The following is a 16,404-nucleotide window of genomic DNA, read 5'->3' as shown; positions in this document are numbered from 1 at the left end:
GCCTCAGCCTCCCGTGGTGGACATGTGGCGGGCGACGGCCGGGGCGGCGGCTCGGGCGATCTGGAAGTCGTGGCCCTTCGGCTTGCCGTCCACCGCCAGCCGGATGGCGTCCACCAGGTCGGCGTCGGAGCCTCCGGCGCGCAGCACCGCGCGCAGGTCGGTGGCGTCGTCCTGGCCCAGGCACGTGTGCAGGGTCCCGGTGCAGGTCAGCCGCACCCGGTTGCAGGATTCGCAGAAGTTGTGGCTGAGCGGGGTAATGAAGCCCAGCCGCCCGCCCGTCTCGGCCACCTCGACGTAACGCGCCGGTCCTCCGGTGGAGAGGGGCAGGTCGGTGAGCGTCCAGAAGCTCTCCAGATCCGCGCGCACCGCCTTGAGCGAGAGATACTGGTCGGTGCGGTCTGCATCGACCTCGCCCAGGGGCATGGTCTCGATCAGGGTCATGTCGCAGCCGCGGCCGTGCGCCCAGCGGATCAGGTCGGCAAGCTCGGCCGCGTTGTCGTCCTTCAGCGCCACGGCATTGATCTTCACCCGCAGGCCCGCCGCCTGGGCGGCCTCGATGCCGGCGACCACCTTGGCGAGGTCCCCGCCGCGGGTCAGCCGGCGGAACAGTTCGGGCTTCAGGGTGTCGAGCGAGACGTTGATCCGCTTCACGCCGGCGTCCGCCAACCGGCCCGCGAAGCTGGTGAGCTGGGTGCCGTTGGTGGTGAGCGTCAGCTCCTCCAGCGCGCCGGACTTCAGGTGCCGCCCCAGCCCCGTGATCAGGTCCATCACGCCCTTGCGCACCAGGGGCTCGCCGCCGGTGATCCTGAGCTTGCGCGTCCCCAGGCCCACGAAGGCCGATGCGATGCGGTCCAGCTCCTCGAGCGTCAGCACCTCGGCCTTCGGCAGGAAGGTCATGTGCTCGGCCATGCAGTAGACGCAGCGGAGGTCGCATCGATCCGTCACGGAGACGCGCAAGTAGGTCACGGGGCGGCCGAAACCGTCCGTCAGGCCTGCGGGGTCTTGCCGGGATGTGGCGTCGTAGGGCGTCATGGGCTTTCGAAGATAGAGGGGAACGACGGTTGGCGACAGGGGCGGGACCGACAGAAGGCTTCGAAGCGGTTGTCCTGGCGGCCGGCGCGGGCTCGCGATTCGGCGGCGGCAAGCTGCTCGCGCCCTACATGGCGGGGGTCCTGCTGGACGGGGCGCTGGCCGCCGCCTTCGCCGCGCCGACCCGTAGCGTGACGGTGGTGACGGGCGCCGAGGAGGAGGCCGTGGCCCACGCCGCCATCCGCCTCGCCGACCGCTTCGGCCAGCACGACCGGCTGCGCATGGTCCACGCCGCCGACTACGCTCAGGGCATGGCGCATTCCCTGCGCATGGGGATCGCCAGCCTGCCGGCCGAGACCCTGGGCGCCTTCGTCTTCCTTGGCGACATGCCCAGGGTGCCGCGCGACATTCTCCAGCCGATGGCCGAGGCGCTGCAGGCCGGCGCCCTGGCCGCAGCTCCGGTCTTCCAGGGCCGCCGCGGCAATCCGGTGCTGCTCGCGGCGGAGCTGTTCCCGCAGGTCCTGGCGCTCACCGGCGACGCCGGCGCCCGCAGCGTGCTGGAGGGCCTCGGTGACCGCCTGGCCCTGGTGGAGTCGCCCGACGACGGGGTGCTGTTCGACGTCGACCGGGCGGAGGACCTGCCGGGCTAGACCGCCCTCACGAACGGCAGCGACGTGGTCGGCTGGCCGTTCATGGCCAGCAGGGCGTTGGCCACCGCCGCGGCGATCACCGGCGTGCCGGGCTCGCCCACGCCGCTCGGCGGATTGGGCGAGGGGACGATGTGGGTCTCCACGGTCGGCGCCTCGGAATTGCGAAGCACCCGGTAGCCGTCGAAGTTCGTCTGCTCGACCCGGCCCTCCTTCAGGGTGATCGCGCCGTAGAGCGCCGCCGAGAGGCCGTAGCAGGTTCCGCCCTCCATCTGGGCCGCCACCTGGTTGGGCGAGATGGCGATGCCGCAGTCGATGGCGGTGACCACCCGGCCGACCCGTGGCTCGCCGTCGACCATCTGCACTTCGGCCACCTGGGCGACGACCGAGCCGAAGCTCTCGTGAACCGCCACGCCGCGCGTCCACCCCGCAGGAGGAGGCGTGGTCCAGCCGGCCTTCTCGGCGGCCAGGTTCAGCACGGCCAGGTGCCGGTTGGCCCCGGCCTTCACATAGAGCGCCCGGCGGTAGTCCACCGGATCCCTGCCGGCCCTGCGCGCCAGCTGGTCGATCGTGTGCTCCATGACGAAGGCGGTGTGGGTCGCGCCCACCGAGCGCCACCACAGCACCGGCACGCCGACATCCGGCGTGATCAGCTGGGCGTCCACCACCGGCGTCACCTTCAGGTAGGGCGATCCCTTGGTCCCCTCCACGGCCGTCTCGTCCAGCTTGGGCGTCCCCATCGGCGAGCCCTTCATGATCGACTGGGTGACGATCCGGTGCCGCCAGGTGGCCGGATATCCGTCCGCGTCGGTGGTGATCCGCACGGCGTGATGCACGATCGGCCGATAGTAGCCGGCCTGCATGTCGTCCTCGCGGGTCCAGACCAGCTTCACCGGGCGCCCCTTGCCGACCTTCTTGGCGATGTGCACCGCCTCGACGACATAGTCCGACTGGAAGGTGGTCCGCCGTCCGAAGGAGCCGCCGGCGAACAGGGTCTCCACCTCGATGGCCCCTGGCGCGTTGAGCACGATCTTGGCCGCGTTCATCTGGTCCAGGGTCGGTCCCTGGGATCCGTGGATCAGCTTGCAGCGGTTGCCGTTGACGATGGCCACGCAGTCCATCGGCTCCATGGCCGCGTGCGCCAGGTAGGGGAAGTCGTAGGTGGTCTCCAGCGCCGCGGTCCCGCCTGCCGCCTGCGCCGCGTCGCCCTTGGAATCGAACGCCGCCCAGGTTGTCTTCTCGGGCGTCGTCTTCCCCGCCGCGATGTCGCGGAACAGGGCGGTGATCTGCTCCGAGCCGCGCTTCTCGGCCTTCGCCTCGTCCCAGGTGACCTTCAGGGCGTCCCGGCCCTGGCGGGCGGCCCAGGTGTTGTTGGCCACCACCGCCACGCCGGAGGGGATCTGGAAGACGTCCACCACGCCCGCGACCTTGCGCGCCGCCGCGCCGTCGAAGGACGACACCTTGGCCCCGAAGCGCGGCGGGTGGGCGACCATGGCCACCAGCATGTTCTCCAGGCGCACGTCGTGGGTGAACCGCGCCGTGCCGTCGCTCTTCGCCTGGGAATCCTTGCGCCGAACCCGGTCGGTGCCGATCAGGGTGAAGGTCCTGGGATCCTTCAGCGGCGGGCTCTGCGGCGGCGTCACCCGCGCGGCGTCCTCCAGCAGTTCGCCGAACGCGGCCTGGCGGTTCGACCCCGCGTGCCGCACGACGCCGTCCTGCACGGTCACCTCGGCCGCCGGCACGTTCCAGCGGTCGGCGGCGGCCTGCACGAACATTGCCCGCGCCGAGGCCCCGGCGGTGCGCAGCTGGGTCCAGGAGTTCGGGATCGCCGACGACCCGCCGGTCCCCTGCACGCCCATCATCGAGTTGGCGTAGACCTTGGCGTTGGCCGGCGCCTGCTCGACCCGCACCTTGGCCCAGTCCGCGCCCAGTTCCTCGGCCACGATGGCCGCGAGACCCGCATGGTTGCCCTGGCCGAACTCGATGTGCTTGGAGACCACCGTCACCCAGCCGTCCGCGGCGATCTTCACGAAGGGGCCGAAGGCGCCGAAGTCCTTCTTCGCGCCGATGCTCATGAGGTCGGCGGGCGAGCAGCCAACGACCAGGGCGCCGCCGGTGAGCGCCGCGCCCACGGCCAGGGCGTCGCGGCGGGTGAGATCCTTGAGGGGCTTGTTCATGGCGGGCGTCCTCAGGCCTTCGGCGGCGGCACGGCGAGCGGGGCGGGGGTCACCGCCACCGGCGGGGGCGCGGCCTGGGCCATGCCGGCCGCGTCCTTGATGGCCGCGCGGATGCGCTGGTAGGTCCCGCAGCGGCAGATGTTCCCGTCCATGGCCGCGTCGATGTCGTCGTCCGACGGCTGCGGCGTGGCGGTCAGCAGGGCCACCGCGCTCATGATCTGGCCCGACTGGCAGTAGCCGCACTGCGGCACATCGTGACGCACCCAGGCCTGCTGCAGCGGGTGCTGCCCGCCCAGACTCTCGATGGTCGCGATCTTGGCGCCGGCGAAGGCCGAGACCGGCGCGACGCAGGCGCGCACCGGCTGGCCGTCGGCCAGCACCGTGCAGGCCCCGCACTGGGCCACGCCGCAGCCGTACTTGGTCCCGGTCAGCCCCAGTTCATCGCGCAGCACCCACAGAAGGGGCGTGTCCGGCGCGGCCTGCACCTGCACGGCCCGGCCGTTCACATCGAGCGTGGTCGCCATGGAGTCCCCTCTGACGCATGTGGTTTGATCATCCTATCGCCGTTCACCCATCCCGGTAAGCCGCCCGCCTTGCGTGTCCGGACCGATCCGCTAGCTATGCCCGGGACACGCCGCGCACACCCGTCCAGGAGAGACCGTTTGCTTCGTTCCGTCCTCGCCGTCGCCGCCCTTGCGCTCGCCGCCGGTCCCGCCCTCGCCGCCGACGGCGAGCAGCTGTTCAACATGCAGTGCAAGATGTGCCACGGGGGAACCCCGATGGGTCCGTCGCTCACCGGCGTCGCCGGCGGCAAGATCGCCGCCAAGGAGGGCTTCGTCTATTCGGAGGCCCTGAAGGCCAAGGGCGGGACCTGGACCGACCAGAACCTGGACGACTTCCTCAAGGCGCCGACCCAGTTCGCCCCGGGGACGAAGATGATGATCGCGGTGCCAGCCGACGACAGCCGCCAGGCCATCATCGCCTACCTCAAGACCCTGAAGTAGCGGGATGGACGCCTTCCCCGCCTTCTTCCCCCTCGCCGGCCGGACGGTGGTCATCGCCGGGGAGGGCGAAGGCGCGGAGGCCAAGGCCCGCCTGTTCGAGGGCTCGCCCGCCACCGTCCGGCGACTCGCCGCCCAGGACGCGCTCAGCCCGCTTTCCTACCAGGGGGCGGCGCTGGCCTTCGTGGCCAGTCCCGACGACGCCTTCGCCGAGGCCGCCGCCGCGGCCGCGCGCAAGGCCCATGTGCCGGTCAACGTCGTCGACCGCCCGGCGCTCTGCGACTTCACCACGCCGGCGGTCATCGACCGCGGCGAGGTGGTGGCGGCGGTCGGCACCGGCGGCGCCTCGCCCATGCTGGCCACCCTGCTGCGCCACGACATCGAGGCCCGGGTGCCGGAAGGCGCCGGCCGGGTCGCGGCCCTGTTCCGCACGCTGCAGGACGAGGTGCGCCGCGCCCTGCCCGAGCCGCACCGGCGCCGCGCCTTCCTGCGCGCCGCGCTTACCGGACCCGCGGCCCAGGCGGCGATGTCCGGGGACATGGTGGCCGCCGCGCGGCGCCTGCGCGAGGCGCTGGAGGAGGACGCCCCGAGCTTCGGCGTGGTCCAGGTGCTGGACGCCCGCGGGCCAGCCGAGCACCTCAGCCTGAAGGCCAGCCGCGCGCTGGCCGCCGCCGACGTGCTGGTCTGCGACCCGGGCGTTGACCCCAATGTGGTCTCGCTGGCTCGCCGCGACGCCGAGCGCATGGCGCCCGCGGCGCTCTCGCCCGAACGCCTGCGCGGCTTCGTGGAGGAGGGGATGCGGGTCGTGCGCCTGCACGCCGGCCACCTCCCCGCCGAGGATTTCGCCGCCGCCGGCGTGACCATCGAGGTCCTGCCGATCGTGGAGGGCTGAACCGCGGAGGCTCCCTACTGGTCCAGCGGTCGGCCCCGTGTCTCGGGCAGCAGGAAGAGGCAGGTCACCACGCTGATCGCCGTGAAGGCGAACGGGTACCATAGCCCGGAATAGATATCCCCCACCGCCGCCACGATGGCGAAGGCGGTGAAGGGCACGAAGCCGCCCACCCAGCCGGTGCCGATGTGGTAGGGCAATGACAGCGCCGTGTAGCGGATGCGGGTCGGGAACAGTTCCACCAGGCAGGCCGCGATCGGGCCGTAGAGCGCCGTCGCCGCGACCACGAAGATCATCAGCACCCCGAACGCGCCAGCGAGGTTCATCCGCGCCGGGTCGGCGGTCTCGGGATAGCCGGCCTGCGCCAGGCCCTGCTTGATCCGCCGCTCCACCGAGGCCTTCAGCGCCTTGGTGACCTCCGGCGGCTGGCCGGTGGCGTCGGCCGAGGGGATGACATTGTTCCCGATCCGCACCTGCGCCGGCGCGCCGGGCACGCCCGGCTGGTTGCTGTAGGAGACACCGGCGTTGGCGAGCGTGCTCTTGGCGATGTCGCAGGAGGTGACGAACTGCGCCTTGCCGACGGGGTCGAACTGCAGGGTGCAGTCGGCGGGATCGGCCACCACGACAACCGGCGTCCTCGCCTCGGCCTCGGCCAGCGCCGGGTTCAGGGTCTGGGACAGCATGTGGAAGCCCGGGAAATAGGCCACGAGCATGAGGGTCATGCCGAACAGCATCACCATCTTTCGGCCGAGCTTGTCCGACAGCCAGCCGAAGAAGACGTAGAGCAGGGCGCTCGCCGCCGTGGCGCTGAGCATCAGCGCGTTGATGGTCTCGGGCGCCACCTTCAGGAACCGCTCCATGAAGGTCTGGGCGTAGAAGAAGGCGGTGTACCAGACGGCCCCCTGCGCGAACATGATCGCCACCAGGGCCAGCAGCACGATCTTCAGGTTCCGCCACTCGCCGAAGGATTCCTTGAAGGGGGCCTTCGAGTGCTCGCCCTCCTCCTTCATCTTGGCGAAGGCCGGGCTCTCCGAGAGCTTCAGCCGCATCCAGATGGAGATCGCCAGCAGCCCCGCCGAGAACAGGAAGGGGATCCGCCAGCCCCAGGCGTCGAAGGCCTCGGGCCCGAACAGCTGGCCGACCGCGAGGCGCGTGACGAGGATCACCACCAGGGCGCCGAACAGCCCCAGCGCCGCCGAGGTCTGCACCCAGCTCGTGGAGCGGCCCCGGGCGTTCGTCGGCGCATGCTCTGCGACGTAGATCGCCGCCCCGCCGTATTCGCCGCCCAGCGCGAAGCCCTGGATGATCCGCATCAGCACCAGCAAGGCCGGAGCCAGCAGGCCGACCTGGGCGTAGGTCGGCAGGAGCCCGATGGCGAAGGTGGCTCCGCCCATCAGCGCCACGGTCACCAGGAAGGCGCCCTTGCGCCCCGCCCGGTCGCCGATCCGGCCGAACACCAGCGCGCCGAGCGGCCGGAACAGGAAGCCCGCGCCGAACAGCGCCAGCGCCGCCACATAGCCGGCGGTCTCGTTGAGGCCGGAGAAGAAGGTCCGGGAGATCACCTGGATCAGGCTTCCGAAGACGAAGAAGTCATACCATTCGAAGGCGGTCCCGGCGGCCGAGGCGGCCACTACCGTCTTCAACGACGTCTGCTTCTTCTGGCCCTCGGTCTCTCCTGCGGCGAGCTCCGCCATGCTGTTCTCCCCCGGTTTGGGGCAAGCTGTAGCACCGCTCGCCGAACGCTTGGAAGGCGGCGCGAGAGAATGGCGCCGGGCGGCGAACCAGCGCAGGCTGCCGCCGTTTCAGGAGGGGCATCCCGGAGAGCGCATTGCAGGACATGACCGACGTGGCCGGGGGCGAGCTGAAGTACGTCCCGGCTCCCCCCGCGCCACCGCCGCCGCCTCCGGAGGAGCCGGCCTCGCTCTGGCGTCGCCGGCCGGTCCAGGCGGCGCTGGGCGCCGTCGGCCTCCTGCTGCTGGTCTTCCTGTGGCTGAGCTGGGCGCTGCCGGTCGGCCGCGCCCTGGAGCCGCTCGAGAACCCGACGCTGGTGCTGGTCACCGCCGACGGCAAGCCGTTCGCCCGCCGGGGGTCCTACAAGGAGGCTCCGGTCGAGGTGGAGAAGCTTCCCGACCACGTGTCCGAAGCCTTCGTCGCCATCGAGGACCGGCGCTTCTACTCGCACCTCGGCCTCGATCTGCGCTCGATCGCCCGCGCCGCGGTGACCAACGCCGAGGAGGGGGAAATCCGCCAAGGCGGCTCGACCATCACCCAGCAGCTCGCCAAGAACGCCTTCCTCAACAACCGCCAGACCTTCCGCCGAAAGGCGCAGGAGGCGCTGATCGCCCTCTACCTGGAGGCGCGGCTGTCGAAGGCGGAGATCCTCTCCCGCTACCTGTCCTCCGTCTATTTCGGGGACGGCGTCTTCGGCCTGCGCGCCGCGGCCCGGCACTTCTTCGACAAGACCCCCGAGCAGCTCACCGTCGGCGAGGCGGCCATGCTGGCCGGCGTGGTGAAGGCGCCGTCGCGGCTCGCGCCGACCGAGGACTTCGAGGCCTCGCAGCAGCGTCAGCGCGTGGTGCTCGCCGCCATGGTCGATCAGGGCATGATCACCGCCGCCCAGGCGCGTCAGGCGCGCCGCGTGCGCCTGCGCGAAGGGCGCAGCAGCCTGCCGGTGGGCTCCTACTTCGCCGACTGGATCTCGGCGGAGACCAAGCGCGCCTTCGACCGCGCCTACGGCGAGGTGCAGGTCCAGACCACGCTGGATTCGGTGCTGCAGGCCCAGGCCCAGCGCGCGGTGCGCCGGGCGCTCGCCGGCGCCCGCGGACAGCGCGCCACCCAGGCGGCGCTGGTGGCCATGCGCACCGACGGCCGCGTCGTCGCCATGGTCGGCGGCCGCGACTACCAGGAGAGCCAGTTCAACCGCGCCACCCAGGCGATGCGCCAGCCGGGCTCGGCCTTCAAGCTGTTCGTCTACCTGGCCGCCCTGCGCCGCGGCATGACCCCCGACAGCGCCATCCTCGACGCGCCGCTGAAGCTCGGGGACTGGACGCCGCAGAACCACGAGGGCGAGTACGCCGGCCGGCCGGTGCCCCTGCGCGACGCCTTCGCCCGATCCTCCAACGTCGCCGCGGTGCGGCTGTCGGAGCAGGTGGGCCGCCAGAACGTCATCCGCGCGGCCCGGGATCTGGGCGTCCGCGCCGACATCCCCAACGACCCGACCATCGCGCTCGGCACCCCGCTGATGTCGCTCCTGGAGCTGACCTCAGCGTACGCTGCGGTGGCGGCCGGACGCACCCCGGTGATCCCGCGCGGGCTGGCGGCCGAGCCGGTCTACGGTCCGTTCGGCCGTCCGCCGCGGCCCCGCGCGCTGGACGCCCGGCAGCGCGACGCCCTGCTCCTGATGCTGCGCGAGGTGGTCACCCGCGGCACCGGCGCGGCAGCCAGCCTGCCCGTGCCGGTCTACGGCAAGACCGGGACCAGCCAGGACTACCGCGACGCCTGGTTCGTGGGCTTCACCGGCGACCTCGTGGTGGGGGTGTGGGTCGGCAATGACGACAACACGCCGATGCGCCGCGTCACCGGCGGCACGATCCCGGCGCGGATCTTCCGCGAGTTCACGGGCTTCGCTGCCTCGCGGCAGGACTTCCGGGAGCCCCTGCACGCGGAGCCCAGCCAGCAAACGGTGGATCTGGAGGCGATCGATCCGGAGCCCCTGGAGCTGCCGCCCCTCGAGGGCGAGCCGCCGGGACCCGAAGGCGGACTCCCGTCCGGACCCGCGGATCTCGCGCCGCCGGTCCTCGCGCCGCCCGAAGAGCTGGACGTCCCGCCCCCCGACGCCCCGGAGCCCGAGGAGGAGCTTCCGCCCGAGACGCCCTAGAGGGCGCCGGCCGCTCAGGCCACCGCGGAGGCGGGATCCGCGCAGGCTTCGGGCGCGGCGCTGAGGCGGGCGATCTCGGCGATCAGGGCGGCCGGCGAGATGGGCTTGCCCACCACCCCGTCCATGCCCGCGTCGAGGTAGGTCTGCCGCTGGTGCGACAGCACGTTGGCGGTCAGGGCCACCACCGGCGTCCGGGCCGCGGGCCCGCCGAGGGCGCGGATGCGGCGCACCGCCTCCAGGCCGTCGATGCCCGGCATCTGCACGTCCATGAGGATCAGGTCGAAGCCGCCGCGCTCGGCCGCCTCGACGCCCAGGTATCCGTCCGGCGCGGTCTCCACCGAGGCGCCCAGGTGCTCCAACATCTTGGTTGCGATCATCCGGTTGGTGGCGTTGTCCTCGACCACCAGGATGCGCAGGCCCTCGAGGACCGGCTGCACGGCCTCGGCCTCGGGCGCCCGGACCTCGGCGGCCTCGGCGGCCACCTCCAGCCAGAAGGTGGAGCCCTCGCCCTCGACCGAGGTGAAGCCCACGTCGCCGCCCATCATCTCGGCCAGCCGCTTGGTGATCGCCAGGCCCAGCCCCGTGCCGCCGAACTTCCGCGTGGTCGAGGCGTCGCCCTGGTCGAAGCGCTGGAAGATGCGCGGCTGGGCGTCGGCGGGGATGCCCACGCCGGTGTCGCGCACCTCCAGCCGCAGCCGGCCGGGCGCGGGCGCGGCGCAGCGCACGGTCACCCCGCCGCGCTCGGTGAACTTCACGGCGTTGCCCACCAGGTTGAACAGCGCCTGGCGCAGGCGCACCGGGTCGGAGCAGACCCAACCCATGGACGGGTCGGTCTCGACGGTGAGGGTCAGGCCCTTGGCCTGGGCCTGCGGCTTCAAGAGCCGGGCCACGCCATCCACCAGGGCCGCCGGGTCGATGGGCTCGCAGGCCAGCTCCAGCCGGCCGGCCTCGATCTTGGAGAAGTCCAGCACGTCGTTGAGGAGCTCGGCCAGCATGTGGCCGCAGTTCAGCGCCTCCTCGAGCATGGTGCGCCCGTCCTCACTGAGGTTCTCGTGCCGCAGCAGTTGCAGGACGCCCATCACCCCGTTCATCGGGGTGCGGATCTCGTGGCTCATGTTGGCCAGGAAGGCGGCCTTGGCCTCGCCCGCGGCTTCCGCCGCGCGCTGCGCCTCGATCAGGGCCAGCTCCTGGCGCTTGCGGGCGTCGAAGTCGTGGACCAGGCCCACCGCCTTCAGCCAGCGGCCGCCGCGGCCGACCTTCAGGTGGTGCACAACCCGCACCCAGCGCTCCTCGCCGTCCTCGCGGACGATGCGGGCCTCGAAGGCCTCGCCGGAGCCCTTCTTGCCGGAATGCAGGGCGCGGAAGGATTCCCTCACATGGTCGAGGTCGTCGGGATGGAAGCCCGGATAGCGGAGCTGGGTCGCCTCCTCATAGGTCGAGCGGCGGCCCTTGCCGGTGAGCTTCTTGAACTCCGGCGAGCACCAGAAGGTCTTGTTGACGTGGTCGATCTCGTAGACGCCGGCCTCGGCCGCTTCGAGGGCGAGCTTCAGCCGCTTGGCATTCTCCAGGGCGTCGCGGCGGGCGTGGCGCATGCGCTGCTCGCCCAGGCGGGCGGCGTCGCGGGCCTCGGCCAGTTCGGTGATGTCCTGCGACAGGCCCTTCAGCGCGTGCACGCCGCCGGGCCGGGGGTCGGTGTGGAAGGTCACGCGGACGGTGACCCAGCGGTCCTTGAGCTTCAGGCGGTGTTCGAACTGGGCCGGGGTCCCCTCGCGGACGCCGCGGTCCATGATCGCCTGGATCTCCTCGCGCTCATCCGGATGCAGTCGGGCGGCGAAGGCCTCGGGGGTCTCGTATTCCTCGGGTGTGAAGCCGGTCAGGGCGACGAGTTCGTCCGACCAGTGGCTGCGACCCTCGTGCGGCTCGTAGGTCCACACGCCGATGCCCGCCGAGGCGCCCAGCAGCTTGCGAGTCCGGCGGGCCTCTTCGAGTTCGGCCTGCCGCGCCCGGTCGGCCGTGGCGTCGCGCATGGTCACGATCAGTGAGCCGTCCGGCATCTTCTGACTGCGCGAGCTCATCCAGATCCAGCCGCCGTCCTTACGGCGCAGCCGGACCTGGCTCTCGCGCACATCCCCCGGGGCCATGGCGCGCACGCGGGCGCGTACGTCGGGCAGGTCGTCGGGATGAATGAACTCGCCGACGAAGCGGCCGAGGACCTCGTCCTCACGCCAGCCGAGCACGCGCTCCCACGCCGGGTTCACCAGCTTCAGGATGCCGCCCGGCGCGGCCGCGTGCATGAGATCGCCGCTGTTCTCGAACAGCCAGCGGACCATCTCATCCTTGTCGGCGGCGCCTGTCGCGCTCTCTCCGGCCATGCGTTCCCCTCAATCGGGGAAGTCTACGCTTAGCCTGGTAAACGTATCGTTTGGCCCCGGTGCGGCGTTTTAGAACGCGTTCTCGCCGGTGATCGCCCGGCCCAGGATCAGGGCGTGCACGTCGTGGGCGCCCTCGTAGGTGTTCACCGTCTCCAGGTTCGCCGCGTGCCGCATCACGTGGTACTCGCCGGAGATGCCGTTGCCGCCGTGCATGTCGCGGGCGACGCGCGCGATATCCAGCGCCTTGCCGCAGTTGTTGCGCTTCAGCATGGAGATCGCCTCCGGGACCCAGGCCCCCTCGTCGATCAGCCGGCCGAGCGCCAGCGCGCCTTCGAAACCGAGCGCGATCTCGGTGGACATGTCGGCCAGCTTCTTCTGCACCAGCTGGCGCGAGGCCAGCGTGCGGCCGAACAGGCTGCGGCTGGAAACGTAGTCGCGCGCGGCGTGGAAGCAGAACTCCGCCGCCCCCATGGCGCCCCAGGCGATGCCGTAGCGGGCCTTGTTCAGGCAGGAGAACGGCCCGCGCAGGCCCGACACGCCCGGCAGCATCATGTCTTCCGGCACGAAGACGTCGTTCAGCGCGATCTCGCCGGTGACCGAGGCCCGCAGCGACAGCTTGTTGAGGATCTTCGGCGTCTCGAAACCGTCCGCCCCGCGCTCCACCAGGAAGCCGCGGATCACGCCGTCGAGCTTGGCCCACACCAGGGCCACGTCGCTGATCGGCGAGTTGGTGATCCACATCTTCGCGCCGTTGAGGACGTAGCCGCCATCCACCTTCTTCGCGACCGTGCGCATGGAGGCGGGATCGGAGCCCCCGTCCGGCTCGGTGAGGCCGAAGCAGCCGATGATCTCGCCCTTCGCCATGCCCGGCAGGAGCTTCCGCTTCTGCTCTTCCGAGCCGAAGGCGTAGATCGGGTACATGACCAGCGAAGACTGCACGCTCATCGCCGAGCGGTAGCCGCTATCGATGGCCTCGATCTCGCGGGCGATCAGGCCGTAGGCCACATGGTTCACGCCGGCGCAGCCGTACTCCTCCGGCAGCGTCGGGCCGAGGAAGCCCAGCTCGCCCATCTCGGTCATGATCTCGCGGTCGAACCGCTCGTCGGCGAAGGCCGAGACGACGCGGGGCAGCAGCTTCTCGCGGGCGTAGTCGCGGGCCGCCTCCCAGATCATCCGCTCCTCCTCGGAGAGGCGGGAGGCCATGTCCAGGGGATCGTCCCAGCGGTAGGTCTTCTGCGGCGCGGCGTCGAGCGGCATGGGGGGCTCCTCCTGGCTGTCGGCGGGCCTTATGACCCCATTTCGATCGCGGGGGTAGGGGCCGCCATACCTAGAGTTCGGCCCACATCCGAAGCAGGTTGTGGTAGGCCCCGGTGAGGGAGATCAGCTCGGGCGCGTCCAGCCCGACCCGGCCAGCCAGCTGCTGGATCGCCACGTCCATCTGGAACAGCAGTGTCCGCTGACCCTCGTCGCGCACCATGCTCTGGATCCAGAAGAAGCTCGACACGCGAGCGCCGCGGGTGACGGGCGTCACCTGGTGCACGCTTGATGCGGGGTAGAGGATCAGGTCGCCGGCCGGCAGCTTCACCTCGTGGGCGCCGTAGGTGTCCTCCACCAGCAGCTCGCCGCCGTCGTAGTCCTCGGGTTCGGTCAGGAACAGGGTCGCCGACAGGTCGCTGCGGATACGGGTCTCGCCGCCGCGGGTCTGGCGGATGGCGTTGTCGATGTGCAGGCCGAAAGCCTGGCCGCCGGCGTAGCGGTTGAACAGCGGCGGGAAGACGATCTGCGGCAGGGCCGCCGAAACGAACAGCGGGCTCCGCTCCAGCGCGTCGAGGATCCGTTCCCCGGCCTCGCGCGCCGCCGGCGAGCTCTCGGGAAGCTGCTCGTTGCGCTTGGCCAGAGCGGACTGGGAGCCGGAGGTGACATTGCCGTCCACCCACTGGGCCGCGTCCAGGCCGCGGCGAAGCTCGGCGACCTGCGCCTTGGTCAGCACCTCGGGGATATGCAGCATCATGGCCTGGGGTCCTGCTCGGGCCGGCCGAGCTTACGTGGCGTGCGCCCGCGGCGGAAAGGCCCCGCCCGTGGGGGCGGGGCCGCCGTCGGTCCGCCGGGGAGGATCAATAGCGGACGTTCAGCGTCAGGATCGCCTGCCGGGCGGGCCCGTAGTCGGCGTGGTGCACGCCGTTGGTGCGGGCGATGTATTCCTCGTCCGCGACGTTCTGGACGTTGAGCTGCAGGTCGACGTTGTCCCGCAGCCGGTAGGCGGCGAACAGGTCGAACCGCCAGTAGGCCGGGGCGTAGATCCGGTTCGTCCCGCCGCCCGCGCCGCCCTGGTTGCCGCCGAAGCTCTTGGACACGTAATAGGCGCCGCCGCCGAAGGTGAACGCGTCCGTCAGGTCGTAGGTGCTGAACAGGCTGAAGCTGTGCTTCGGGCTGTTGGCCAGCGGATCGCCCACATTGACGACGTTGAAGGCGCCCCGGACCAGTTCGGTGTCCATGTAGGTGTAGCCGCCGAACACCTGCCAGTCGCGGTTCACCGCGCCGGTCACCGCCAGCTCCACGCCCTTGGCGCGGGCCTCGCCGGCCTGGGCATAGATACCGCTGGCGATCTGGATCTGGGCGTTCTCGCGCTTCAGGTCGAAATAGGCGGCCGAGGCGGAGAGCCGGTCGTTGAGGAAGGCCCACTTCACACCGGCCTCGATGCTCGTGACCTCCTCGGGGTCCAGCAGGACGTTGGCCAGGTTGCCGGAGCCCGCGCCCGTGGTGTTCTGGTCTCCGCCGCTGATGGTCGGGGGCGTCGAGGAGGTGCCGTAGGAGACGTAGAGGCTGCCGTTCTCCGCCGGCTTGTAGATCAGGCCCACCTGGTAGTTGGTGAACTCCCAGTCGCCGGAGCGGGGGGTGAGCACGGTGTTGGTGACGACGCCGCCGGCGCTGGTGATGGACGCGTCCGTGCCGTGGACCGAATAGTCGTCGTACCGAAGGCCCAGGTTCAGCAGCCAGCTGTCGCCGAACGCCAGGGTGTCGAAGACATAGATCCCCAGCGTCTCGGTGACGTTCCGGGACGGCGTCGGGCGCACGGCGCTCCCCTGCCAGGGATCGGCCGGGTTCGGCGCGAACACCCTGGCGCAGTCGCCGATCCCCGCCGCTGTGGCGTTGGCGGTGAAACCGGCGGGGCAGGGGCTTCCCGCCTGGGTGTAGATCACATAGGCGGCGTTCTTGTTGGTCTCGCGGCTGAGCTCGAGGCCGACGTCGTAGCTGTGGCGGATCGGGCCGGTGGTGAAGGTCCCGTAGACGTCGGTGACATTGGCGACCGTGGTCGTCGGATTCCAGCGCGACTTGGTCCCGCGCTTCATCCACCACTCGCCGGCCACGAACTGGGCGACGCCGCCGTCGCCAGGGTTGGTGACGATGTAGTCGTTGAGCGTCCTGGCGTAGCGGAAGACGTTGCGCACCGTCAGCGCGTCATTGACGTCGTGCTCGGCGATCAGGGTGCCGATGTCGGCCTTGGTCTTCTGGTAGTCGCGCGCCGCCAGGCCGTAGAACGAGCTGCGCGGCACGTCGAGCACGCCGCTTTCCGTGCGCGGCACGCCCGGCAGCTTGGTGAACAGCGGTACGCCGTAGTCGGGCATGTCGTCCGTCTCGACGTGGTAGTAGAGCGCCGTCGCCCGGGTCTGGGCGCCAAGGCCGTGGGCGGCCGCGAGCGCCACGCCCCAGCGGTTGAAGTCGACGGAGTCGCGGCCGGGGGCCTCGCCCTCCGTGGCCATCAGGTTGACCCGCAGCGCCGAGGTCTCGCCCAGCCTGTAGTTGCCGTCCACGGTTCCGCGCAGGTAGCCGTCCGTGCCCATCCCGGCCGAGCCGTTGACGAAGGTGTCGAGGTGCGGGCGCTTGCTGGTCAGGTTGATGCTGCCGCCACCGGAGCCGCGGCCGCTGTAGGCGGAGTCGGCGCCCTTGATGACCTCGACCTGCTCGATGTTGAACACCTCGCGCATCTGGCCGCCGGTGTCGCGCACGCCGTCGACGAAGATGTTGTTGCCCGAGGCCTGGCCGCGGATGAACGGCCGGTCCGCCAGCGGCTGGCCGCCCTCGCCGGCGCCGAAGGTGATCCCCGGCGAGGTGCGAAGGATGTCCTGCAGCGAGGTGGCGGCGGTCTGCTCGATGATGGTGCGCGGGATGACCGTGACGCTGCGCGGGGTGTCGATCAGCGGCGCGGTGTACTTCGGCGACTCCGGCTCCGCCCCGGCCTTCGTGCCGCGCACCTCGACGCCGGCGATCTCCGGGGCTTCGGTCGCGGCCGCATCAGCCGCCAGCGCCGGCTGGACGAGGCCGAGGCCCGCAAGGCCCGCCACCGCGGCGGGCGCCCAGGCGCGCCGCGCATAGGATCTGACACCCGGCTTTTTCGACTGTTCCACCTGCTA

The 16,404-nt window shown here is 71.2% G+C and carries 12 protein-coding genes; 4 read left to right on the top strand and 8 right to left on the bottom strand.

Annotated elements, in window-relative coordinates:
• Window positions 1-3: 3 nt before the first annotated feature.
• Window positions 4-1,032, bottom strand: a complete 1,029-nt coding sequence (gene moaA, locus V7Z97_RS02295; RefSeq protein WP_334161153.1) for a GTP 3',8-cyclase MoaA — start codon at window positions 1,030-1,032, stop codon at window positions 4-6.
• A gap of 29 nt (window positions 1,033-1,061) precedes the next feature.
• Between moaA and V7Z97_RS02290 the strand changes: the two genes are divergently transcribed.
• Complete coding sequence (locus V7Z97_RS02290; RefSeq protein WP_334161152.1) at window positions 1,062-1,679, top strand: nucleotidyltransferase family protein; 618 nt, start codon at window positions 1,062-1,064, stop codon at window positions 1,677-1,679.
• On the opposite strand, the gene V7Z97_RS02285 is transcribed toward V7Z97_RS02290, so the two are convergent.
• Entirely contained in the window at window positions 1,676-3,853 is a 2,178-nt protein-coding gene (locus tag V7Z97_RS02285; protein WP_334161151.1) for a xanthine dehydrogenase family protein molybdopterin-binding subunit, read from the bottom strand. The two genes, V7Z97_RS02290 and V7Z97_RS02285, sit on opposite strands and share 4 nt — an antisense overlap.
• A gap of 11 nt (window positions 3,854-3,864) precedes the next feature.
• Window positions 3,865-4,377, bottom strand: a complete 513-nt coding sequence (locus V7Z97_RS02280) for a (2Fe-2S)-binding protein (protein WP_334161150.1) — start codon at window positions 4,375-4,377, stop codon at window positions 3,865-3,867.
• Window positions 4,378-4,515: 138 nt separating this feature from the next.
• On the opposite strand from V7Z97_RS02280, the gene V7Z97_RS02275 reads away from it, so the two are divergent.
• Both V7Z97_RS02275 and V7Z97_RS02270 read left to right on the top strand, forming a co-directional pair.
• Window positions 4,516-4,857: a c-type cytochrome gene (locus V7Z97_RS02275; protein ID WP_334161149.1), complete on the top strand. Its 342-nt coding sequence runs from the start codon at window positions 4,516-4,518 to the stop codon at window positions 4,855-4,857.
• 4 nt (window positions 4,858-4,861) lie between these two features.
• The gene (locus tag V7Z97_RS02270) at window positions 4,862-5,746 is read left to right on the top strand and encodes an NAD(P)-dependent oxidoreductase (protein ID WP_334161147.1); all 885 of its coding nucleotides are present in this window, start codon (window positions 4,862-4,864) and stop codon (window positions 5,744-5,746) included.
• A 14-nt stretch (window positions 5,747-5,760) separates the two neighbouring features.
• Here V7Z97_RS02270 and V7Z97_RS02265 read toward each other — a convergent pair whose 3' ends face one another.
• Window positions 5,761-7,437 (bottom strand): MFS transporter, encoded by a 1,677-nt coding sequence (locus V7Z97_RS02265; protein WP_334161146.1) that lies wholly within the window; start codon window positions 7,435-7,437, stop codon window positions 5,761-5,763.
• 143 nt (window positions 7,438-7,580) lie between these two features.
• Between V7Z97_RS02265 and V7Z97_RS02260 the strand changes: the two genes are divergently transcribed.
• Window positions 7,581-9,620 carry a transglycosylase domain-containing protein gene (locus tag V7Z97_RS02260; RefSeq protein ID WP_334161201.1) on the top strand — a complete coding sequence of 680 codons (2,040 nt, stop codon included), beginning with the start codon at window positions 7,581-7,583 and terminating at the stop codon, window positions 9,618-9,620.
• A gap of 14 nt (window positions 9,621-9,634) precedes the next feature.
• On the opposite strand, the gene V7Z97_RS02255 is transcribed toward V7Z97_RS02260, so the two are convergent.
• From V7Z97_RS02255 to V7Z97_RS02240, 4 genes are all read right to left on the bottom strand, one after another.
• Window positions 9,635-11,992 carry a PAS domain-containing protein gene (locus V7Z97_RS02255; protein WP_334161145.1) on the bottom strand — a complete coding sequence of 786 codons (2,358 nt, stop codon included), beginning with the start codon at window positions 11,990-11,992 and terminating at the stop codon, window positions 9,635-9,637.
• Window positions 11,993-12,061: 69 nt separating this feature from the next.
• A complete protein-coding gene (locus V7Z97_RS02250) occupies window positions 12,062-13,249 on the bottom strand; it encodes an acyl-CoA dehydrogenase (RefSeq protein ID WP_442958000.1) in 1,188 nt (395 codons plus the stop codon).
• Between the two features lie 70 nt (window positions 13,250-13,319).
• Entirely contained in the window at window positions 13,320-14,003 is a 684-nt protein-coding gene (locus V7Z97_RS02245; protein ID WP_334161143.1) for a Fe2+-dependent dioxygenase, read from the bottom strand.
• A gap of 103 nt (window positions 14,004-14,106) precedes the next feature.
• Entirely contained in the window at window positions 14,107-16,398 is a 2,292-nt protein-coding gene (locus V7Z97_RS02240) for a TonB-dependent receptor (protein ID WP_334161142.1), read from the bottom strand.
• Between the last annotated feature and the right edge of the window lie 6 nt (window positions 16,399-16,404).

Source organism: Phenylobacterium sp. (genome assembly GCF_036821595.1).
Lineage (GTDB): Bacteria > Pseudomonadota > Alphaproteobacteria > Caulobacterales > Caulobacteraceae > Phenylobacterium.
The sequence above is the reverse complement of the archived record's forward strand: the minus strand, read 5'-3'. Positions and strand labels throughout refer to the sequence as shown.

Bases quoted from the DNA above. Each gene is read 5' to 3' on its own strand.
- V7Z97_RS02250 (WP_442958000.1), bottom strand. From the start codon at position 13,249: ATGCCGCTCGACGCCGCGCCGCAGAAGACCTACCGCTGGGACGATCCC.
- V7Z97_RS02260 (WP_334161201.1), top strand. From the start codon at position 7,581: ATGACCGACGTGGCCGGGGGCGAGCTGAAGTACGTCCCGGCTCCCCCC.
- V7Z97_RS02265 (WP_334161146.1), bottom strand. From the start codon at position 7,437: ATGGCGGAGCTCGCCGCAGGAGAGACCGAGGGCCAGAAGAAGCAGACG.
- V7Z97_RS02270 (WP_334161147.1), top strand. From the start codon at position 4,862: ATGGACGCCTTCCCCGCCTTCTTCCCCCTCGCCGGCCGGACGGTGGTC.
- V7Z97_RS02280 (WP_334161150.1), bottom strand. From the start codon at position 4,377: ATGGCGACCACGCTCGATGTGAACGGCCGGGCCGTGCAGGTGCAGGCC.
- moaA (WP_334161153.1), bottom strand. From the start codon at position 1,032: ATGACGCCCTACGACGCCACATCCCGGCAAGACCCCGCAGGCCTGACG.
- V7Z97_RS02255 (WP_334161145.1), bottom strand. From the start codon at position 11,992: ATGGCCGGAGAGAGCGCGACAGGCGCCGCCGACAAGGATGAGATGGTC.
- V7Z97_RS02245 (WP_334161143.1), bottom strand. From the start codon at position 14,003: ATGATGCTGCATATCCCCGAGGTGCTGACCAAGGCGCAGGTCGCCGAG.
- V7Z97_RS02285 (WP_334161151.1), bottom strand. From the start codon at position 3,853: ATGAACAAGCCCCTCAAGGATCTCACCCGCCGCGACGCCCTGGCCGTG.